Here is a 22,433-nt window from a genome sequence, read left to right on the forward strand (position 1 = left end):
AGAATGAGTGTAACCGATGAACTTCAGAACATCGCGCCAGCCAAACTCATTGTTGAGGGCGTGTCGAAAACCTTCTCCTCCCGGAACGGGAAGGTGCAGGCGTTGGACAATGTGAGCCTCGAAGTGGGGGAGGGCGAATTCGTCTGCCTGGTGGGCCCCAGTGGTTGCGGGAAGAGCACCCTCTTGAACCTGATCGCCGGTCTGGAGAAGCCAGACAGCGGCCGGCTCCTGGCCAATGGCAACCCCGTGAATGGTCCAGGCCGGGATCGCATGGTGATGTTCCAGGAGCATGCCTTGTTCCCCTGGCTGGATGTGACGGGAAACGTCATGTTCAGCCTCAGGCTCAAGCCGGGCCTGACCGAAAAGGAGCGCCAGGATGTGGCGGCCTACTATCTGAAGCTGGTGGGGCTGGAGCGCTTTGCCCACTCCAACATTCACGAGCTCTCCGGCGGGATGAAGCAGCGTGTGGCCCTGGCCCGCGCCCTGGCTCCCAACCCCCGCGTGCTGCTGATGGATGAGCCCTTCGCCGCGCTGGACGCCATGACGCGCGAGCAGCTCTACACGGACATCCAGCGCATCTGGGCGGCCCGCAAGAAGACGATCATTTTCGTGACCCACAACGTGCGTGAAGCCGTCTGCCTGGGGGACCGGGTGGTCCTCTTCAGCCGCAACCCCGGCCGCATCCGCGAGCAGTTCAAGGTCGAGCTGCCCCGGCCCCGGGACATCAACAGCGTGGAGCTCGCCGCACATTCCACAGAAATCACGCGTGCTCTCAAGAGCCACCACGTCGCCCAGGAGGTTGCAGAATGAAGCGAGTTTTGATCATTGTGGCCTTCTTCGCAGGGCTGGTGGGCATCTGGCAGGCAGTCTGCGCTGCGGGCATCTGGTCCCCGGTGTTGCTTCCTGAACCCCTGACCGTGGGCCGTTACCTCTGGGCGGCCATCCTGGATGGCTCCCTGGCGGAGAGCGCCTGGGTCACCAGCAAGCGTCTGCTTATCGGCTATGCCATCGGGTGCCTCCTCGGCCTGCCCATGGGCCTGCTCACGGCCCGCAGCCGCTGGTTGAGTGACACCGTCGGCGTCCTCGCGCTCGGGCTGCAGACGCTGCCCAGCGTGTGCTGGGTGCCGCTTGCCCTGCTCTGGTTTGGCCAGAGTGAGGCCGCCATGCTCTTCGTCGTGGTCATGGGGACCTTGTGGTCCGTCTTGATCGCCGTGGACAACGGCGTGCGCAACCTGCCGCCCATCTATGTGCGCGCGGCACGCACCATGGGGTCCCAGGGGTTTCACACCCTGCGCTCCGTCATTCTTCCGGCCTCGCTGCCCTATGTGGTCAGCGGCATGAAGCAGGGCTGGGCCTTCGCCTGGCGCTCCCTCATGGCGGCGGAGATCTACGTGACCATCTTGACGGGCTACGGCCTCGGCCACCTGCTGCACTTCGGCCGTGAGTTGAACTCCATGGACCAGGTCATCGGCGTCATGCTCGTGATCGTGCTCATCGGGTTGCTCGCAGACAAGGTTCTGTTCTCCCCGTGGGAGCGCTTCCTGCATCACCGCTGGGGCACCGCGAAGGCGTAAGTGTAGGCGTTGGCGTCATTGCACACCTCTCTGGCATGCCTTCAGGATGCGGGGAGGTGTTCTGTTTGCCTTCAGCTGCCGCTGGCGAGGCTCTGTTTGTACTACGAACAACTACCACCAAAGCTGGACGTGGCAGAAGCTTTGGGAAACAACTTCCGCGACTCCCGTCATGCAACGCCAGGCTGAAGCCTGGCACTACTTTTCGCATCCGCCGTCTCATGCCGAAGGCATCCCAGACGGTAGCCAGGTGTGTTTGGAGCCTCTCCCTACCGCCTTCCTCCTGTGCTCAAGCCGACGATGCTTTAGCGGGAACGAAAATTAATGCGATGCAGACTCATTTGCAATAATCAGTTGTGACCTCGGTTTCTCATTGGTATTACATGGGGTGAAAACGATCCCCCCTTGGAGGATTCTCGGTTAAACATCGCCCTGAATTGCGCCTATGAAATAAGTAAACATGGCCTTCTCACAGCGCCAAACTTACCAGCATTGAAGCGACGGCAGGCCCCTTGATAGTTTCTGCGAATCGCATCAGCGATGCCCGTTTTGGTGCGGTTCAGTGATTCATTGAAACCCCATTCTCCGACCGACAAATCCATCATGAGCGCATCCAGTGATCACCCCGTCAGGCTGCAAGGCCTCGTCAAGATCTACACTCAGGGGGCGCGGCAGATCCGTGCACTCCATCAGGTCGATCTCACGGTGCGATCCGGAGAGTTTGTGGCCATCATGGGAGCCTCCGGATCGGGGAAAAGCACGCTGCTGCATGCCATCGCGGGCCTCACGGATGTGAACGAGGGCAAGGTGATCGTGGCCGGGCAGGACCTGGCTTCCTTTTCTGATGCTGCTCTGACCCGATTCCGCCGCAAGCAGGTGGGCATGGTGTTTCAGGCATTCAACCTCATCCCCAGTCTCACCGCAGAGGAGAACATCCAGCTCCCTGCCATGGAGTTGCCGGATGTGAAGACGCGGGCAGAGGCCATTCTCCAGCGCCTGGGATTACTGGACCGGCGGCATCATCGGCCGGATGCCCTCTCCGGCGGGGAGCAGCAGCGGGTGGCCATTGGCCGGGCCCTCATGATGGAGCCCGCCATTGTGCTGGCGGATGAGCCCACGGGCAGTCTCGATTCACGCACGGGCCAGGAGCTCTGCCAGGTCCTGCGGGATCTCGTGACGCGGGAGGGGCGCACCACGGTGATGGTGACCCACGAGCCTCGCGTGGCGATGTGGGCGGACCGGGTGGTGGTTTTCAAGGACGGCCGGTGTCTCTCCGAGTTTCCTGTAACCCCCAATGCCGGCGCGGAAGCGGTCGCTCTGGCCTATGAACACGCACTTCAATCGGCAGCATGAGAACGATCCTCCGATTGTCGTGGGCCCATGTCAGGGAGCATCCCTTGCGTCTCAGCCTCACCTCCATGGCCACGGCGGCTGCGGCGGCCATGGTGATCTGGGTGGTAAGCGGATACGATGCGCTGCTGAAGACGTTCGATGAGTATGCGAACCTCGCGCTGGGGCGGTATGAGCTCTCTGTTGCGCCCATCAGCCACTTCAGTCAGGTGGCACCCGGGGTCATCCCGGCCCCGGCGCAGAAGGACGTGCCGGAGGCCGCGGTCGCGCTGTTGCGCTCTGATCCAGCCGTGCGGGTGGCAGATCCCATGTGGGCGCTCCAGATCGCGGTGGCTCATGCGGAGCCTTCAGCCGTCGCGGGGCGTCGCGGTGAACTGCCGGGCACGGTGGTCGGAACGGGAGCGGACGCCGCGCCTTTTGACCTCGTGGAGGGGCGGTGGATTGAAATGTCCGACGGATTAAAGGAAGAGGGTGTCTTGAGTCTGGCGGCGGCGGAGGCAGCAGGGGTGCGCGTGGGGGATGAACTGGTCCTGGGTTCAGGGAAACTTCAGCAGCGCCTTCGTGTGGTGGGGCTGGTCAGCAGCCCGGATGTGTCTGGCTGGAGCGCCTCCGTGGCGAAGTCGCAGACGATGACTCCCGCCGTGGGCGGGTTGTTTGTCTCCACAAAGCTTTTGGAGCAGGCATCCGGTCAGTCCTCACGCATCAGTTTTATCGGGGTGGGCTTGAAGGAGGGGGCGGATCTCACCCCGTTCCGCTTCCAGTGGTCGCCCCGGTTGAGTGCCCTGGCCACGCCGTGCCAGTTCCAGGAGGCGCATGACATTGAGGAGGCGCTGGATGAAAGCGCCTCGGCGGAGAATCTCGAGTTTCAGGGGCACATGGCCGCCGCGGTCTCCATGCTGGCCGCGTTCTTCATCATCCTCAGCACGCTGAACATGGGCGTGACGGAACGCATCCGGCAGCTCGCCATCCTGCGGGCGGTCGCGCTCACACGGGCGCAAACCGCCCTGCTCGTGGTGGTGGAGGCTTTGCTGCTGGGCGCGGTGGGGTACATCGTCGGTTGCACGAGCGGCTGGCTCCTCATGAAAGCCGCCGTGGCGACAGCGCCAGGACTGCTGGAGGACGGGGCGGTGGTGGGCTCATTCAGTCTGGTGCTGGCGGCGGTGTGCGCCTTTGGCGGGGCATTGCTCGCCTCTGCTTGGCCGGCGCTCCGGGCCATGCGAGTGCGCCCGCTGGATGCGATGGGCAAGCTCGCCGAACCCGCCCCGCGGGGCATCCGGCCTGTTTGGCTGGGCGCGGGCCTGCTGCTGATCTCGGTGTATCCGCTCATGGCGAGAGTGCTGCCGCATGGTGATGAGGAGCCGTTTGTCGTCTATCTGCTGGTGGGATTGTCCTGCCTGGCTGTCGGCGTGGTGCTGTGCAGCCCCGCTTTCGTGCACTTGGTGGACCGCAGCCTGAGCCCGCTGCTGGCCGGCATCCTGCGCATCCCTCCGCGACTGCTGGTGAGTCAGATTTCATCGAACTTGTCCCGCACCCTGGCCACCGCGGTGGCGCTCAGCGTCGGGCTCGGTCTCCTCATCGGCATTCACGTGTGGGGGGCACACCATGCTGGGCGGATTTCTCCCCGGGAGCTGGGCACCGGATGCAATGATCGCCTTCCGCCCTGGCGGCTTGGAGCCCGGAGCAGCCGCGCAGGTCAGTGTCTGGAAGGGCATCACCCAGGCCCTGCCCGTGGTGGTGGAGCAGCCCCGGCTCAAGGAAGATCTCACCCGCAGCGCGCAGCGCGCCACCGTGGTGCGCCAGGACAGCGTGGTCATCGTCGGGGCGGATGCGGCACGCGCCTTTGGCGGGAGCGCGCCGCTGTTCAAGTTCCAGTGGGTTCAAGGAAATGCTGATGAGGCTGTGAAGCTGCTCCGGCAGGGGCGGGGCTGCATCGTGCCCGATCACTTTCTGAGGGAGTCCGGCTTGAAGCTGGGGGACTCCTTTGAGTTGGTGCCACCGGAACGTCCCGGACAGCCGGTCTCCTATATCATAGCCGCCTCGGTGAAGATGCCGGGCTGGCACTGGCAGACCAAGCCCACGGGCATGCGCACCCGCACCCACCGGGCTGCGGCCCTGATCTTTGCCGACTACGCGACCGTGGCGCAGGACTTCCAGTTCCAGGCTGCACCGTATGTTTGGCTGAACTGGGATCCGGCCCAAACCAGCAGGGACGCCGTGGAGGAGGCCGCCCGGAGGTTGTTGGAAACCACCTCCGGCAAACCCGCCGTGGTGGGCGACCCGCCTGCAGGCGACGACCTGCCGCATGTGCAACTGCATACGATCGAGAACATCCGGGACATCGTGAACGCCCACTCGCGGCAATGGCTCTGGGTTCTGAGCCGCCTGCCGGTGGTGGTGTTGCTCATCACCTCGGTGGGGGTGTTCAATACCCTGCTCGCGTCCGTGCATGCGCGGCGTTGGGACTTCGGCATCCTTCGCTCCGTCGGCTACACCCGCAGCATGCTGGTGCGTCTGGTGGTGGCGGAGGGGGTGCTGATCGGCGTGGTCGCGGGTGGGCTGAGCCTCGTATTTGGCACGCTCTCGGGATGGTGCGGGGCCGGGATATCGCGCTACATCAGCTTCTTTGGCGGCATGGACACGGACCTCGTCGTCCCATGGCCGGAGGTGCTTAGCAGTCTGGCCGCAGTGCTGGTTCTCGCCAGCCTCGCCGCGCTCTGGCCCGCGATCTCCATCGGGCGCACCAAGCCCCTGGATCTGCTCCAGCAGGGCAGGGGAGGGTTTTAGAATCCAAACTTCAAATTTCAAACTTCAAATTCCAAATCAGAACCAAGATCACACACCCCCCCACTTTTATCCTGGGGATTGAGATTTGAGATTTGAAGTTTGAAGTTTGAAGTTTGAAGTTTTTGATAACCTGCGATTCGGCATACCGTAGATACTGGTCAGACCACCCGACCACGTAACTTCCATGAGCCTCTCCACCCTTGCCCGGCCTCAGTCACTTGTTGAAACGGTCAGTCAGCAGCTCGCCCAGGAATTGCTAAGGGAGGGGGCATCGGAGTGGCTGCCGGCGGAACGCCAGCTCGCGGAACAACTGGGGGTGAGCCGCAGTGTGGTGCGGGAGGCGACGAAACGGCTGGAACTGCAGGGGCTGGTGGAGGTGCGGCACGGCATCGGCATCCGCCGGGCGGACCGGCTGCATCAGCCGCTCAACAGTTCCATCACCCTGCGGGTGCCGGATGAGCCGGAGCGGCTGAGGCAGTCGCTGGAGGCCCGTCTGGCCATCGAGCCCGAGGTGGCTCGCCTGGCCGCGCATCGGGCCACCAAGGCCCAACTGCAAGAGCTCCGGGAAGCTCACGCGGCGCTGCGGCCGGATCTGACCCTGCCGCAGGCCGTGGAGGCGGACGTGAACTTTCATCGTACCCTGGCCCGAGCCAGTGCCAACGAGGTCTTTTGCCTGGTACTCGAGACCCTGGCTGATCTGGGGCGGGCGTCACGTGAGGCCACCATCACCCAGGCAGGGGTGCAGCGGGCCATCCGTCATCACCAGAGTGTCTTGGAGGCGGTGCTGCTCCACGATGGCCCTGCGGCGGCCCGGGCCATGCGGCATCATATTGAAAAGGCCCTGGAAGATCTTCAGAGCCACCTGGAAGGGCAGCGCAACCTTGTGGAGCGATGAAATCACCGCACTCAACGATTAGCACCGGTTCCCGGCGTGAGTTCCTCTGGAAGGGTGGCGGTGGACTGGGCGGTGTGGCCCTGGCCTCGCTGCTCCAGGGGGCTGGGAAGCTGGAGGCCGCCAGTCTGGTGTCTCCACTGGCCTCCCGTCCCTCCCCGAAGCTTGCTCCAGCCCAGCGGGTTATCCAGATCTTTTGCCCCGGCGGCATGAGTCACGTGGACTCCTGGGACTACAAGCCGGAACTGGAGCGCCTGCATGGCCGTCCCTTTGACCTGGCGGATGGCAAGAACTTCTTCTCCGGCAAGGCGGGCAACTACACCAAGAGCTTCTGGGAGTACCGTCAGCACGGGGAGTGCGGGCGGTGGATGTCCTCGTTGTTTCCACGACTCTCCGGGTGTGTGGATGACATGGCCTTCATTCACTCCATGCAGAGCAAGACGGCGCTGCATGGCCCGGCCATGTTCATGATGAACTCCGGTTTCATCCTGCCGGGCTTCCCCGCCATGGGGGCCTGGGTGACCTACGGGCTGGGCAGCGAGAATGAGAACCTGCCCGCCTTTGTGGTGCTGCCGGATCCCCGCGGCCTGCCCCCGGGCGGGGTGATCAACTGGGGGGCGGGCTTCCTGCCGGCGGTGCACCAGGGCACGGTGCTGGAGACGGCGGCGGGGAAGGACCCGATTACGGATTTGTTTCCTGCAACCGAGGCCGCACCCATGGAGGGGGCAGGCCGGGACTTCCTCCAGAATCTGAACCGGAGTCACCTGCAGCAGCGGGCTGGCAACACCGAGCTGGAGGCGCGCATCGCGGCCTATGAACTGGCAGCACGTTTGCAACTGAGCGCTCCGGAAGTGACGGAGCTGCGGGGTGAGACGGAGGCCACCCGCCGGCTTTATCAACTGGAAGATCCGGACGCGGGCCCCTTCGGCAGGCAGTGCCTGCTGGCGCGTCGCCTGGTGGAGCGCGGCGTGCGCTTCGTCCAGGTGTACTGCGGCGCGGAGAACACCACGGCCAAGAAGATCCGTCCCAACTGGGATTCGCATGAAGACATCGTGCGGGATCACGGCTACTGGGGTGCGGTGCTGGACTCCGGCGCCAGCGCCCTGTTGCTGGACCTGAAATCCCGCGGCCTGCTGGAAAGCACGCTCGTCATCTGCACCACGGAGTTTGGCCGCCAGCCCTTTGCTCAAGGAAACAACCGGGGTCGCGATCACAATCCGGGCGCCTTCACCGCCTGGATGGCAGGCGGCGGTATCAAGGGGGGCGTGAGCCACGGGGCGAGTGATGCCATGGGCTGGAAGGCGGAGGTGTCTCCCACCTACAGCTATGACCTCCATGCCACCGCACTGCACCTGCTGGGCATCCCGCATGAGAAGCTGAGTTTTTATCACAATGGCATCTCCCGCCGCCTCACGGATGTGCACGGGGAGGTGATTCACGGGATCGTGACATAGGCAGGGGCGAGGCATGAAAAATCAAATCTCAAAATCCAAACTTCATTTGGCAGGGCTGTTTCTCGCGGCAGCGATGGGGGCGCTGAAGGCCGAGGTTCCGGTGGACTTTGCAAAGGAAGTGGCGCCTATCCTCACGGCTCATTGCACGGAGTGTCACGGACCCAATGTGCAGAAGGACAAGGTCTCCCTCCAGCGGCGCGCGCACACCTTGGGTGTGGAAGGCTGGCGTAAGGTCATCGAACCCGGACGACCGGACCGGAGCCGCTTGCTCACCATGGTGGCAGGACCGGAGGCGGAGATGCCGAAGAATGCGCCCCGGCTTTCCGAGGCGGAGGTGGGGATCCTGCGTCGCTGGATTGCGGAGGGCGCTCTGTGGCCGGAAGATCTGGTCTTGAAGGAGAAAGTGCAGGACGGGGGAGACTGGTGGTCGCTCCAGCCCGTGAAGGTGGTGCCGGTGCCCGGTGGTGCGGCCAGTCACCCTGTCGATGCGTTTCTCCGGGGGCGGCTCTCCGTGCAGGGATTGGACTTCTCCCCGCCAGCGGACCGGCGTACGTTGATCCGTCGTTTGAGCTTCGACCTTCTGGGTCTTCCCCCTTCACCGGAGGAAGTGGCCGGGTTCGAGGCAGATTCTCGTCCGGATGCTTATGAAAGGCTCGTGGACCGCTATCTGGCGTCTCCCCGGTATGGTGAGCGCTGGGCACGGCACTGGCTGGACATTGCTCACTACGCGGATACGCACGGCTTTGAGCGGGATCAGAAGCGGGAGCACGCCTGGCCCTACCGGGACTATGTGATCCAGGCTCTCAACCGCGATCTCCCCTATGACCAGTTCATCAGGGAGCAGCTGGCCGGGGATGTCTTGGCTCCTGAAGACCGGGATGCCGTGATCGCCACCGGGTTCCTCGCCGCAGGGCCGTGGGACAAGGTCGGCCATGACGAGACCCCTAGCCCGGTGCTGAAGCGGGGGGCGCGGGCGGATGACCTGGATGACATGGTCACGCAGGTGATCACCGCGACGATGGGGCTCACGATCAACTGCGCCCGTTGCCACAATCACAAACTCGACCCCATCCCCCAGTCGGACTACTACCGGCTCTGGGCCGTCTTTGCCGGGACCCAGCGGGGTGAACGCCCGCTGCCAACTGGGGGCAAGCTCTATGGGCCGGTGGCGAAGGCTCCGGCACCGGTGCAGGTTCTGGTGCGAGGTAACACAGAGTCTCCTGCGGAGCCGGTCACGCCTGGCGGGTTGTCCTGCTCCGGGCATGCGGTCCCGGACTTTGGCAATGATGCCACGCCGGAGGGTGAGCGTCGTCGCCTGCTCGCGGAGTGGATCGTTCATCCGGCCAATCCGCTCACTGCCCGGGTGATGGTGAACCGGCTATGGCATCACCACTTTGGCAGAGGCATCGTGGACACACCCAGCGACTTTGGGCGGGGTGGGGGCGCGCCATCGCATCCGGAGCTGCTGGACTGGCTCGCAGGGGAGTTGCAACGTTGCGGCTGGAGCCTGAAGCACCTGCACCGCCTGCTGGTCACCAGCCGTGCCTATCAGCAGCAGAGCGGCACGGTACACGGAGCCTCCGTTGATGCATCGAACCGACTCCTCTGGCGCATGAATCCCCGCCGGCTGGATGCCGAGTCTCTGCGCGATGCGGTATTGACGGCCTCGGGCTGCCTGAACGCCGCAATGGGTGGACCGGGCTACCAGGACTTCACCTACCAGGAAGCCTATGCCCCCATCTACCAGCATGTCACCGCCGATCGGCCGGGCTTGTGGCGTCGCAGCATCTACCGCTTCATCGTGAGAACCACGCCGCAGCGGTTCCTCTCCACCATGGACTGTCCGGATCCCGCCAATCTCACTCCGGCGCGCCTCACCACCACCACCGCCTTGCAGGCGCTCTCCCTGCTGAACAACGAGTTCATGCTACAGCAGGCGCGACATCTGGCCCGTCGCATCGAGCAAAGCCCGGGTGCGGGTGCCTCACCGGAGTTCCACATTCAGCGGGCCTTCGAACTCGTGCTGCAACGGGCGCCGGGTGCTGCTGAGCTCGCCCTGGCTCGGTCCGTGGTGGATCGGGATGGGCTCCCACAGCTGTGCCGCCTGCTCCTGAATGCGAACGAGTTCATCCTCGTGGATTGACCCGATGGAGGGATCCTGAAAAAAGAGGGGTGACAGATACTTAACATCCCCTTATGATGCCCGCGATGTCGTCTGTCCCCCAAACTTCAGCCGCATCCGCGCCCAACGTCGTGTTGGGTGGAGCCGCGCTCGCGGTGGGTGCATTGATTGCTGGTGTCGCCATAGGCCGCCGTTCCCGGTGGGGCCTCCTGGTCGGCCTCGGTGTGGCTGCGGTGGCAGGCTACCAGTTGCTCAAACAACGGCGCGAGCTGGAGGGAGAGCCTGTCGCCCCCGCTTCGGAAGATCTCTCGACGGCCTCAGAGCCAGCGTCGCTGACCGCATTGCCAGCGGATCCTGTGGTGACAGAGCCCGAACCCGCGATCACCAGCACGGACCTCACCCCGAAGGTTCATTTCATTCAGGCTCCTGCAGCGGAGCTGACCTTGCCCAATCCCTCCTTTGCCCCTCTGGTCTGGGAAGGTGGCGATAGCGGTTCACGCTCTACTGATGAACTGGGGGAGACCGTCTGGTTTGGCCTCCAGGATGTCGCTCTGGCGGCGGTCACACCTGAAGTGACGACGGATGCTTCCTCTCCCGCGAGCATGGGAGAGGTGGCTCTGGAGGGAGATCTGGCCCCGGTGGTGGCTACCTTCCTGTCGGATTTCCCGCCAGCTCCCCAGTTGGAGATGCCTGTCCCGCCCTCGATGTCGGTCGATGTGGCTGCCTTGATCCAGGCGCTGAACCCGCCACCTCTGTCTTCGACCCAATTTCTTCCAGATGCCTCGGCGATGGGAGCCAGCGCGTTCGCTTCTGTTTCTCCTGCTTCGCCCTCATCCACGCTCTTCGATGACGAGGATGACAACGCAGCGGAACCGCACGAATCCTTCCTGCTGGAGGGGGACCAGGATGGAGGCTCGCCTTCGGGTAAAGGGGCTCCTCTGGCGGCCGCAGCCCTCGTGTTACTGGGCCTGCTGGGCCTGGGTCTGGGTATTGGCCAGATGAAGGCGGGTGCCGCTCCGACCGATCCTGTCGCAATTGTCTCGGAAGCAGGTCGGTAAGTGCCGTTCGGACTGCTGGGCGTGCGGGGGCCGTAGCGCCCCTGAGCTAGATGGGTTTCGGGCGACGTGCCTCATTGAGCGATCCGCACTGTGGGCACGCGGTGATCGGCTTCTTCTCGGCGTTCTCGTAGATGTGACCGCAGATGCGGCAGAGGACGAGATCCTCCCGGGCGCGGCTTTCATCCCGACGCTCCATCCACACGGCGATGAGCCAGATCACGCCGAGGAAGGTGATGCCCACGGCCATGCCTAGGAGCAGCAGGGTGGTGAGGGAGACGTGAATCATGGCGTGGCGGGGGCATCCCAGTGAAGCACGGCAGTTCCCCAGGTGGGGGAGGGCGAAGCGGGCTTCTTGTCGGCTGGCGCAGTGGCTGCAAGGGGTTGGAACTGCAGCACTTGCAACTGGTCTAGCACCTGGGCGTTCGCTTTCGGGGAGAGATCGGGCTTTTCAGAGGCGCTGATGGGGAGGATGAACTCCACCCGGCCTTCGGCATCCACGCCGAGCTGGTAGCGGCAGGACTCGGGGTACTCCAGAGAGAGCAGGGAGAGATCCGGCTGCTTCACGAGCGGACGATTGGCGAGATCCCCCAGAAAGCTGACGGAGAGTTTGGCCTTGGTTCCGGCGGGCGGGGCGGAAACCGTCCCGTCTCGCTTCTCTGCGGGAGGAGACTTGAGCTCACTCAAGTCCAGGGGAGGCAGGACGGTCTTGTCCACATTCAGCAGACGCGCTGGCGGCACGGTGAAGGCCTTGTACGGCAGGTCGAGCGCACGGAGCTGATGCCCCTCAAAGCTGGGGTGAAAGACGGGGGCGTGCTCCTGGAGGGAGGGGCCAGCCGAGGCGTCGGAGTCGGAAGGCAAGAGGAGATAATCGCGATCCTGCACCCGGCTCAGCAGTGCCATGGCCGCCGGATCCGCTGGATTGAGCACGATCACCTGCTGGGGCACTGGGGTGAACCGCTGGGTCTGGGGGTAAACCACCTGAAAGAGATAAAAGAATACCGTCAGGCCCACGATGACCATGAACACCCAGAAACCCAGCCTCCGTCCCTGCCGCACCGGCTCGTCCCACTGGAAAGTGAGGGGAGCGTGGGTGGTGTTGGAATCTTTGGACGGCATGTGGCTGGAGAGCGGGCCATCTTACTCGGAGAGGGCAAGGGAGGCACGGGAAAAGTAGGCTGAGATTCCCAGAGTTCGGGGAGACTGCCTACGAACCGAGGAATTTGGGCAGATTTTTGGCAATCACTGATTAACTGAGACCGTTTGCTGCTTCGCCCGTCCCCCGAAATCCCCCTCAAGCCCCCCAAAGACTCCATGCTCAAGCCTGCGCTTGCGTCGGTCCTCCGTCGCTTCAAATCCTTTTGCGCCTCCAGCCCTCTTCTAAAAACGGCCACCTTCGTCCTGGCCGGGATGGGCATCAGTTTAGGAACGGTTTCCGCGGATTTGATTCAATGGAACCAACCTCTGGGAGGAGACTTCAACACGGCCGCCAACTGGAGTCCGGCTGGAGTACCAGGGGCAGGTGATGTGGCTGCTTTCAGCATTGTCACGGGGGATGTCACGCTCTCCAGCGCGGCGTTTCTGAGCAGCATTCTTTTTACCGGCGACGCCAGCACCTTCGCGCTTGGCACCTTGGGAGGCAATGGCCTGACGATGGGGGATGGCGGATCCATCACGGTGTCGTCGTCTATGGCAGGCACAGGGAAGACGTTCACGATCAACGCACCGCTGCTGCTCGCGCCCCAGTCTGCCACGACGGCCGGCATCTTCTCCATCAGCAATGACACGACATCCTCCACCAATGCCCTGGTCGTAGCCGGTGACATCTCTGCCGGGACAACCACCGCTACGGAGACGCTCGCGCTCGGGGGGAGCAATACGGGGGCAAACCTGGTTTCAGGAGTCATCGGAAACGGAGGTGCTTCCAGCCTGGCCCTCGTCAAGAGCGGAGCGGGCACCTGGACGCTGAACGGAGTCAACACCTATACCGGTGGCACAGCCATCTCTGAGGGAACACTCGCGCTGAGTGGAGGAAACAACCGACTGCTTGGCACGAGCTCGTTGAGCTTCAATGGGGCATCCGGCACCCTCGACTTGGGTGCCACCAGCCAGACTCTGGCAGGGCTCACTTTCCTGGCGGGCACCCCGAACCGGCAACACGTGATCAAAGGTGCCGGAGGCGCACTGACGGTCAACGGGTCAGACTTCGTGGTAACTGCCGGAAGCGACGCCCTGCAGTCTGTGGTACAAAACGTGGATATGAGTGGTCTGGGGAGCTTTTCCTACCTCAGAGCGGCGGGGAATTTCTCGGTTGGAGGAACCACCAACACCAACTCCGCCTCCCATACCGGCAATGCCACGGTGACGCTGGCCGCTACCAACACAATCACCGCTGCCAACTTCAACGTCGCGCACTATTCGACGGGCATCAATTCCCTGAACAGCGGCACAGTTCACCTGGGGCAGACCAATACGATCAATGCCACCAACATCAATGTGGGCAATTCAAAGACGACAGCCCTGCTTGATTTTCAAAACCTCATCGCGCCCACTCTCAAAATCCGTGGCGTTGGTGGCACCGACGCGGATCGTGCCCAGATCATTGTGGGTTCCAACGACAGCGGCATCACCGCGGCGGTGTCCACGTTTGATCTCACCAATGGAGGCACCATCAGCAGCACGCTGGATGCGAAAGTGAGCACCCTCCGGATCGGCCAGAACAACCGGAACAACACCGGCCTGGGGCAGGCCGCCACCGGGACCTTCAGCATGGCGCTGGGCACGCTGGACGCCACCACCATTGTCGTGGGCGGCCAGGCGGCGCTGACGGGAGTCAACACCTTCTCCGGGGCTGCAACCGGGACGCTGAACCTGCGCGGCGGCACGATCACGGCCGCCACCTTGACCCTCGCGGACAAGCTCAGCGGCGCGGCGGTGCAGACGATCACCAGCAATATCAATCTCTACAGCGGCACCTTGAATGTCTCAACCCTTCAGCGGGGTGGGACGGGCAACGGAGCCGGCGCGGCCACGGCCACCATCAATTTCAACTGGGTGGACGGAACCATCAGCAACGTGAGTGGTGCGAACCAGACTGTGAACGGCAAGACAGCAGTGAGCGGACTCACCGGCGGCTTGAACATCGTGCTGAACAACACCGGCAACGTCTCCGGCACACATATCTGGAACGTAAGTGGGACGCAAACCTCGACGGTCCAGAACACGGTCACCCTATCCGGGGCTGGCAGCCTCCGGAAGACGGGCACAGGCGCTTTGATTTTCCAAGGGGCCAACACCTACACGGGAAGCACAGAGATCACGGCCGGCATGATGCTGTTCGCAACACGCGCTGGTCTTTACAATGGCGACACGTCAAAGTGGACCAGCACCAATCTGGTGGTGTCCTCTGGAGCCACGGCTGCCTTCAATGTCGGAGGTGCAGGAGAGTTCACGGTGCAGGACATCGATCAGTTGAGCTCTCTGGGCACGGCGACCGGCGGTTTCCAGAGCGGGTCGTTCATTGGGCTGGACACCACCAATGCTGCAGGCACGGTGGTCTACAGCACGGCTCTCTCCAACACTGACAACGGGCCGAATGTCCTGGGGTTGGTGAAGTTGGGGAGCGGCACCCTGGAACTGACTGCGGCCAACACCTACACCGGTGGCACCAACATTGCAGCTGGCACCCTGGCATTGAGCGGCGGCAACGACCGGCTCTACAGAGGCGGCGTGGTCAATTTCACCGGGAGCAGCGGCACCTTGAACGTTGGTTCCACTAACCAGACCCTTGGGGGCATGACCTTCGGAATCGCCGGCACCAACAACTACGTCATCACGGGGGCCACCGGGACGCTGAACGTGACGGCGGGAAACTTCCATGTCGGTGGGGGTGGCGTGGGTTCCACGGGGGCCAACCCCACGACCGTCAACATGACGGGGCTGGGCACCTTCAACTATGTCAATACTGCCGGCACTTTCAGCGTTGGGGGCCGGGCTGACATCGGCGCTGCGGTGAGCTCCGCCGGTACGCTGTTGATGGCCGCCAATACCACGATCACTGCCGCGAAGTTCTCGGTCAGCCCGGTGTCATCGGGAAACAGCTCTCCCAACACTGGCATCGTGAGCATGGGGCAGACCACGGTGATCAATGCCAGCTCGATAGAGGTGGGAGTGGGCAAGGCGACATCGATGTTGAATTTCCAGGCGCTTAACAGCCCGACGCTGAAAATCCGGGGCACTGGGGGAACGGACTCAGACCGGGCGGCCATCGTCATGGGTATTCACGACTCGGGAGTGATTGGGAATACCTCCACCGTGGATCTGGTGGGGGGAGTGACGGGCGGGAGCACGCTGGACGCGATGGTCAGCACGCTGATGATCGCGCAGAACACCCGCAACGGCGCGGCGGGCACCGCCACCACGGCGACTTTCTCCATGGGGCTGGGCACGATGAACGCCACCTCCATTGTCATTGGTCAGCAGAATGCCGTCACTGGCGGCAATGGCTCGGGCAATGCCATCGGCACACTAAACCTGCATGGGGGCAGCATCACCGCCACCACGTTCACCCTGGCCAACAAACTGGCCACCGCCACGGCCCAGACCATCACCAGCAGTTTCAACCTCTACAGCGGCGCGCTCTATGCCACGACCATTGAGCGAGGTGCCGTGGGCACAGGGGCCGGAGCAGACACGGCCACCATCAACTTCAACTGGGTGGATGGCACGATCGGGAACATCGCGGGCGCGAACCAGACGGTGGATGGCAAGTCGGTGGTGAATGGTCTCACCGGTGGGCTTAACATTGTGCTCAACAACACGGGCAACGTTTCAGGAACGCACACGTGGGCTGTCAGCGGCACTCAGACCGCCACGATCAAGAGCACCGCGATCCTGAGCGGGGCGGGTGGCCTGACGAAGACTGGCACAGGCACCCTGGTGTTTGAAGGAGCCAACACCTATGCGGGCACGACCGTCGTCAATGCTGGCGAATTGCAGCTGAATGCCACCGGCACCCAGTCGATTGCCGGGAACGTCACGGTGAACGGGGGTTCGGTGAAATTGATGCAGTCAGCCCAGATCAACACGGCCAGCAGCCTGGTGGTGGCAGGGGGCTCCTTTAACCTTCAGACTTTTGACCAGACCCTGGCAGGCGTGCGCCTTGATTCCGGGACCATCTCCGGCGCTGGTACACTCACCAGCACCAGCGCTTTTGACCTTCGATCAGGCACTGTCAGTGCCAAGTTGGGTGGAACCGTCGGCGTGGCCAAGAACACGAGCGGGACCGTGATCCTTTCTGGAGTCAATACCTACTCTGGGGGCACCACCGTGAATGGTGGATTGCTGATGGCCACCAATTCCGGGGCCTTGGGTACCAACAATGCGCTCACCATTGCCAATGGAGCAAGCTTCCTGTATCGCCCGGTGTCCAACGGGGCGCTGAATCTGGGGACTGGCGTTCTGAATCTGCAAGGTGGCAGCACCATCGGGACCACGTTGACCGGCACGCTCTCGCAGAATGTGATCAGCAGTTCCGCCACTGCTATTGCCAGCGGAGTGGTGAAGGTGGCGGTGTACTTCACGCCCAGCGTCACGGCCGCTGCCGGTAAACACAACCTAGTGACCACCGGTGGCGGATTGACGTCTGGCGGTGCCACGTACTCGGCTGCCTACTACAACCTCACAAATGCCACCGTCAGCGCCTTCCAGGCCACGGATACCACCATCAGCGTCAACGTTGCCAGCACCGCGGCCCTCACGAGCGCTTACTGGAAAGGGGGACTGGGTATCGGAAACAACGTCTGGGCACTGTCTGACGGCACCTCCAGCAACTGGGTGACGAACTCCGACGGAACCGGGGCGACGGCGCTAGTTCCTGGCTTGGGGGCGGCCATCCACTTCTCCGCCACTGGTTCCAGCAATCAGTCAGACATGGTCCTAGGAGCCAACATGTCCATCGCCTCGCTGACCGTGAGTGACACCAGTGGTATCACGTTGAACGACGACGGCAGCATCCTCACGATCTCGGCGGCAGGGGGTATCAACGTGACCGCAGGGGCCGGCGCGGTAACCCTGAACGCCGGACTGAATCTGGCGACGCCCCAGACCTGGACCAACAACAGCAGCAATACGCTTTCCATCGGCGGGCCGGTGGTCTTCAACAGCAATTTCACCCTGACGGCGACTGGTTCAGGAAATATGGTAATCTCTGGAGCGCTCAGTGGAGCGGGTGCCGTAACGAAGAACGGTACTGGGACATTGACCCTCTCTGGTGCCAACACCAATACAGGGGCGCTGGCTGTCAATGCAGGTCGGGTCAATCTCTCGGGCAGCTATCTGGGCGGAATTTCCGTGGCCACGGGGACAAATGCCCGCGCCATCCTGAACATTCTGAGCGGTGCCAGCCTTACAGGGACCAGCACGGCTCTGGGGATCGGCAACGGAGAAGGGGCCAATGGGGCTCTTTACCAATCGGGTGGTGATGTGGTGATGAACAATAACATCAACCTGGGCCTGGGGGGCACAGCAACCGCATCTTCCTACGGCTTCTTCAGCATGAGCGGTGGCACCATTTCCGATTCCAATGGGGGAAACGTTCGATTCCGCATGGGAGGTGGTGCCAGCTATTCCAACGGAGTGTTCTACCAGTCTGGTGGGTCCATTAACATTCTCATTTCCAATGGATTGGAAGTGGGGGGGAATGGCACCGGCGGCTTCTCCAACTCCACCGGTATCGGTTACCTCACCGGCGGCACGGTCACCGCCGTTTCAAACCGTATCGGGTACAACAGCGCCACGAACAGCGCTGGAGGTATTCGAGGGGAGCAAACCGTCGCGGGAACGGCTGTGATGACGATCAACGGCATCACCACCTTGGGTCAGGCTGCTGGAGATGTTGGCATCCTGAACCTGAACGGCGGCTTGTATATCACGAGGCAGATCACGAAAGGAACTGGCACCGGCATCGTGAATTTCAATGGCGGCACGCTCCGAGTCGCGACGGGCACGGGTGCTGCAGCTACTTTCCTGACGGGGCTCACCCAGGCCAATATCTATTCCGGTGGGGTGACCATCGACACCAACAACATCAATACCACCGTCGGCCAAGTCTTGGCGGCTCCGACGGGGAATGGGGTCTCCACGATTGAAGTCACCAACGGCGGCAGCGGCTACGTGGGGCCTCCGCTCATCGTCATCAGCGGGGCGGGCACGGGTGCTACGGCGGTTGCCAATATGGTGGATGACGGCACGGGTAATGGCACGTTCAAGATCGCCAGCATCACCATCACCAGCGCAGGCACGGGCTACGCCAGTGCGCCCACGGTGACGCTGACGGGCGGGGGCGGCACGGGGGCGGTGTTGGGAACGGTCTCCACGGCGGCGAACACTTCCGGAGGCATCACGAAGACGGGTAACGGCACGCTCACTCTGAACGGCGCAAACTCCTACACCGGGGCCACCGTAGTGGATAAAGGCACGTTGATCGCGGGTAACACGAGCGCCTTCGGCGTGAACTCGGCCACAACTGTCAATGCTGGGGCCACTCTGCGACTCGCGGGAAACGCCGTCACTCTCGGATCGTTGTCAGGCGCTGGCACCGTGGAAGACGCTAATACCACTTCGGCCACCCTGACATTGGGCAGCGATGGCACTTCGATCAACTTCAGCGGCGTGCTCCAGAATGGCACTGGCGGCGGTCTCCTCTCCGTCGTGAAGACCGGTGCCGGCACCCAGGTCTTCTCTGGTGTGAACACCTATGCCGGCACCACCACGATCAACCAGGGTACGTTGCAAGTCGGTCACGGGGGCGTGGGTTCCACCGCATCCGGCAGTGCCATCACGGTGAATGGGGCTGCGGCATCCATCGCTGGCTCTGGTCTGGCCGCAGGTTCGGTCACGGTCACCTCCGGCTTTGTTCGTCCTGGTGACAATGGGGGTGCCAGCACCGGCACTCTCAATGTTGGCAGCTTGAACCTGGCCGTAGGCGGCAGCGGGGTCTTGCAGATCGAAGGTGCCTCCAGCTATGATCGCATCAACGTGGTCAACAGCGGTGGACTCACGCTGACTGGCAACCTGAATGTGACCAGTTCTCTGACTGGCAACGCCTTTGATCAAGCCTTCGCCATCGGCACCACCTACAATCTCCTCGATTGGGCAGGACTCATGAGCGCCAGTTTCAACGTGGGCACCAACTTCCGCAATGGGAGTGAGGATACCGGCCTCCAGTTTGACCTGCCAGACCTCAGCGCCCTGGCCCGCTACTGGGATGTCAGCCAGTTCCTTACTGACGGCACCATCACCGTGGTCGTCCCTGAGCCGGGCCGGGCGATGCTCCTGCTCCTAGGGCTTGGTGTGATGTGCATCGGTCGCCGCCGGCCTCGCCGATAGAATACCAGGTCCGGCGGAATGTTGCCGCCGGACCTGATTCAATGCGGGTCAACTATTTCAAAAACCCGCTGTCCACCAGCCATTCACGGAAGCGGAAGGGCCAGGCACCGGCGGCGGTGGTGGTGCCGGGCTTGTAGCCGAAGCCGTGGCCGGCGTTGCTGTAGATGTGCAGCTCGGCTTTCACGCCGGCGGCCTTGTATTTGAGATAGAGGCTGGCCATGCCTTCCGCAATGTCCGGGCGGTCGCCGTAGCCGCAGGCGATGAAGAGCGGGGGCATGCCTTTTTCCACGGTGAAGAGATTGGAGGTGCCGGGGTAGATGAGGGCCTGGAAGTCGGGGCGGCTGCTGGCTTTTTCAACGGGATCGGCCGAGCTGGCGTCGCCTGAGTCGGACTTCATGGCGGAGAAGGCGGCCAGTTCACCCCCGGCAGAGAAGCCGATGATGCCGATCTTGTCCGGCTTGATGCCCCACTCTTGGGACCTGCTGCGGACGATGCGGAGAGCCCGGCGCGTGTCGGCCATGGCGTGGTCCTGGATGGTGTAGGCTCCGTTGGAGTCTTTGTCCCGTGCCAGACGATACTTCAGGACGAAGGCGGCGATGCCGTGGTCTTGAAACCACTCGGCCAGGGCATAACCCTCATGCCCGAGGCAGAGCTTGGAGTGACCGCCACCAGGGGCGATGATCACGGCCAGACCGGTGTTGTCCTTGGTGGGAAGGTAAGGCGTGATCGTGGGGTTGTGGACGTTGGTGACATTGCTGCCGTCCAGCTTCTCTGGCTCGCTGCGGCGCGCCTCGGAGCCCGGGGCTCCATTGGGCCACAGGGGGAGTTCGGCGGGGTGGCTGGGCTCGGCGCTGAGCAGAGTGCCTGTGGTGAAGGTGACGGCCAGGAAGAGGGCTGGGAGTGCGAGTTTCATGAAGAGTGGATCAATTCGTGGAGAACCGTAACGGTCGCCAGAGGCAGGATTGTGCAGCCCATAACAGATGACGGGCAAACTCGTGACGGAGCGCTCGGATGATTCTTTACAGCGGCGGAGAAAACGCCACTAGTCCGCATGATCCGTGTCCCGGCCGCTGAACTGCGCACGCCCTATCCCAGCCCCTACTCGGAGCCCCTCGAAGCAGGGTTTGGTTCAGCGCTCGAATGCGAATGCCTTTGCGGATTGGTGCGCCGGGCCGTGGGAGAAGCGGCATCCCGGGCCTCTTTGTTTGAAATTGGCACCCATCGGGGGGCCGGGCTCCGCCATTTTCATGCGATGGTGCCTGAGTTGGAACTTCACTCCTTGAATGTCCTCCCGGAGCAGCTCGCCCACCTCCCCAGGCAGATGGCGAGCGAAATTCTGCCACGTGAAGAGATTGGCCGTTTCGCCGTCGAGGCGGGCGTCTCCTTCGTCCAGCACTACGGCAATTCGCGCACGTTCAATTGGGAGGCGCTGGCAGCGCAAAAGCAGTTCGACATCGTCTTTGTGGATGGCAGCCATGAGCAGTTCACGGTGTTTGCCGACACCTTGCACGCTCGGCAAATCCTCAAGCCCGGTGGGTGGATCATCTGGCATGACTACAAGGTCATTGATGAGCCGGGGAGGCAGGTCTTTGCTGCGGTCAACGATCTCGATGAACACGAGTTCGGCGGTCAGATTCACCACGTGGAGGGCACCTGGCTCGCCTACGCTCGCCACCCAGAGGGCGCGACATCCCGAGTCAGGCAGCCGGCGGTGCAGGAAGCCCCACGGACCGCCCCAGACGATGCCTGCCTGCGATTGAAGGTAGTGCCAACATTCCACGCCACTCCCGCGGCGGCCGTGGCGTGGCATCTCGCTCATGGCCGGGAGGCCAGCTTTGCGCGCCGCGTCGCTGGACTGCCCGCGATCCCCAAGGTGTTGTTCTTCGCCGATCATCATGATCCGGTGTGGCCAGGGGCAGAGGAGTTGAGGTGCGCCTCAGGGGACTTTGAAATAACTCAAGATCCGCGCCAGATCCGTCAGGCAGACATGGTCGTCTTTCATCTCCCGCAGGTTCCGGCCTGGACGAGGTTGCCCCGCCATGATCGGCAGATCTGGGTGGGGGTGACTATGGAGCCGGATGGTTATTATCCCAGCCAGGCGGATCCCTCGCGGATGGCCTCGCTGGATCTGCTGCTGTCCTACCATGCCTGGGCCGATCTCCAGATGACCTATGCCTCTCCCGGCACTCTCGCCCAGACCCTCCAGCCGCCGCCAGCCAAGGACCCTGAGAAGCTGGTCTGCGCCTTTGTGTCCAATTCTCACTCCCTCTCCGGGCGGGAGCGTTTCATCACGTTGCTGGAAAGGCACCTGCCAGTGCATCACTTTGGACAGTGGCATCACAATCAGCCCGGGGCACCGCCCATTGGGAGAGGGGCCAAACTGGAGGTGCTGCGCCAGTACCAGTTCTGTCTGGCCATCGAAAACTGCCTCCAGGATGATTATGTCTCGGAGAAATGGTACGACTGTCTGGTGGCGGGATGCGTGCCCATCTATTCTGGCGCACCCAACATCGAGGAGTATGCGCCTGGCCCTGGGGCGTTTGTGCAGATTTCATCCGCCGACAGCGCTGCGCAACTGGCGGCAAAAATCAAAGTGACGGCGTGTGCCACCCCGCATTATCAGAGCTATTTCACCTGGAAAAAACAGGTCGCCCCCTCCTTCAAGCGGATCTATGAGCGGGAGGTGGATCGGCTTTCGCTAATGGAAAAAATTGCGCTCATGATCGACCAGACGCGTGGACCGGGTCGAAAATGACAGGGCGAACGCCTATTTTGTTTCTTGTCGATAATTTCGTGGTATTATCTCTTTGCCTTGAC

At 62.8% G+C, this 22,433-nt stretch carries 14 protein-coding genes; 11 read left to right on the forward strand and 3 right to left on the reverse strand.

Annotation, left to right across the window (positions count from 1 at the left end):
• The first annotated feature begins 3 nt into the window (after positions 1-3).
• From BV106_RS08355 to BV106_RS08390, 9 genes are all read left to right on the forward strand, one after another.
• Positions 4-810 (forward strand): ABC transporter ATP-binding protein, encoded by an 807-nt coding sequence (locus tag BV106_RS08355; RefSeq protein ID WP_051945416.1) that lies wholly within the window; start codon positions 4-6, stop codon positions 808-810.
• The gene (locus tag BV106_RS08360; RefSeq protein ID WP_038163323.1) at positions 807-1,574 is read left to right on the forward strand and encodes an ABC transporter permease; all 768 of its coding nucleotides are present in this window, start codon (positions 807-809) and stop codon (positions 1,572-1,574) included. The genes BV106_RS08355 and BV106_RS08360 overlap by 4 nt, the downstream gene beginning before the upstream one ends.
• A 600-nt stretch (positions 1,575-2,174) precedes the next feature.
• Positions 2,175-2,924 (forward strand): ABC transporter ATP-binding protein, encoded by a 750-nt coding sequence (locus BV106_RS08365; protein WP_038163436.1) that lies wholly within the window; start codon positions 2,175-2,177, stop codon positions 2,922-2,924.
• Positions 2,921-4,813 carry an ABC transporter permease gene (locus BV106_RS08370; protein ID WP_081891614.1) on the forward strand — a complete coding sequence of 631 codons (1,893 nt, stop codon included), beginning with the start codon at positions 2,921-2,923 and terminating at the stop codon, positions 4,811-4,813. The genes BV106_RS08365 and BV106_RS08370 overlap by 4 nt, the downstream gene beginning before the upstream one ends.
• A 190-nt stretch (positions 4,814-5,003) precedes the next feature.
• Positions 5,004-5,705 (forward strand): ABC transporter permease, encoded by a 702-nt coding sequence (locus tag BV106_RS38190; RefSeq protein ID WP_265595461.1) that lies wholly within the window; start codon positions 5,004-5,006, stop codon positions 5,703-5,705.
• A gap of 184 nt (positions 5,706-5,889) precedes the next feature.
• Positions 5,890-6,600, forward strand: coding sequence for an FCD domain-containing protein (locus BV106_RS08375; protein WP_038163324.1), 711 nt, complete (start codon positions 5,890-5,892; stop codon positions 6,598-6,600).
• On the forward strand, positions 6,597-8,051 hold the full coding sequence (locus BV106_RS08380) for a DUF1501 domain-containing protein (protein ID WP_051945421.1): 1,455 nt from the start codon (positions 6,597-6,599) through the stop codon (positions 8,049-8,051). Before BV106_RS08375 ends, BV106_RS08380 begins: the two co-directional genes overlap by 4 nt.
• 13 nt (positions 8,052-8,064) lie before the next feature.
• The gene (locus tag BV106_RS08385; protein ID WP_265595449.1) at positions 8,065-10,194 is read left to right on the forward strand and encodes a PSD1 and planctomycete cytochrome C domain-containing protein; all 2,130 of its coding nucleotides are present in this window, start codon (positions 8,065-8,067) and stop codon (positions 10,192-10,194) included.
• A 65-nt stretch (positions 10,195-10,259) separates the two neighbouring features.
• A complete protein-coding gene (locus BV106_RS08390) occupies positions 10,260-11,231 on the forward strand; it encodes a hypothetical protein (RefSeq protein WP_265595450.1) in 972 nt (323 codons plus the stop codon).
• A gap of 46 nt (positions 11,232-11,277) precedes the next feature.
• On the opposite strand, the gene BV106_RS08395 is transcribed toward BV106_RS08390, so the two are convergent.
• The gene (locus BV106_RS08395) at positions 11,278-11,517 is read right to left on the reverse strand and encodes a hypothetical protein (RefSeq protein WP_038163329.1); all 240 of its coding nucleotides are present in this window, start codon (positions 11,515-11,517) and stop codon (positions 11,278-11,280) included.
• On the reverse strand, positions 11,514-12,347 hold the full coding sequence (locus BV106_RS08400) for a hypothetical protein (protein WP_038163331.1): 834 nt from the start codon (positions 12,345-12,347) through the stop codon (positions 11,514-11,516). The genes BV106_RS08395 and BV106_RS08400 overlap by 4 nt, the downstream gene beginning before the upstream one ends.
• A gap of 195 nt (positions 12,348-12,542) precedes the next feature.
• Here BV106_RS08400 and BV106_RS08405 point away from each other — a divergent pair, with 195 nt between their 5' ends.
• Positions 12,543-19,616, forward strand: a complete 7,074-nt coding sequence (locus tag BV106_RS08405) for an autotransporter-associated beta strand repeat-containing protein (protein ID WP_265595451.1) — start codon at positions 12,543-12,545, stop codon at positions 19,614-19,616.
• A gap of 52 nt (positions 19,617-19,668) precedes the next feature.
• Here BV106_RS08405 and BV106_RS08410 read toward each other — a convergent pair whose 3' ends face one another.
• A complete protein-coding gene (locus tag BV106_RS08410) occupies positions 19,669-20,529 on the reverse strand; it encodes an alpha/beta hydrolase (protein ID WP_038163335.1) in 861 nt (286 codons plus the stop codon).
• A gap of 138 nt (positions 20,530-20,667) precedes the next feature.
• Between BV106_RS08410 and BV106_RS08415 the strand changes: the two genes are divergently transcribed.
• Complete coding sequence (locus BV106_RS08415; RefSeq protein WP_038163337.1) at positions 20,668-22,371, forward strand: glycosyltransferase family 10; 1,704 nt, start codon at positions 20,668-20,670, stop codon at positions 22,369-22,371.
• Positions 22,372-22,433 lie beyond the last annotated feature (62 nt).

Origin of the sequence: Verrucomicrobium sp. BvORR106 (assembly GCF_000739655.1) — a bacterium.
In the GTDB taxonomy this organism is placed as follows: domain Bacteria; phylum Verrucomicrobiota; class Verrucomicrobiia; order Verrucomicrobiales; family Verrucomicrobiaceae; genus Verrucomicrobium.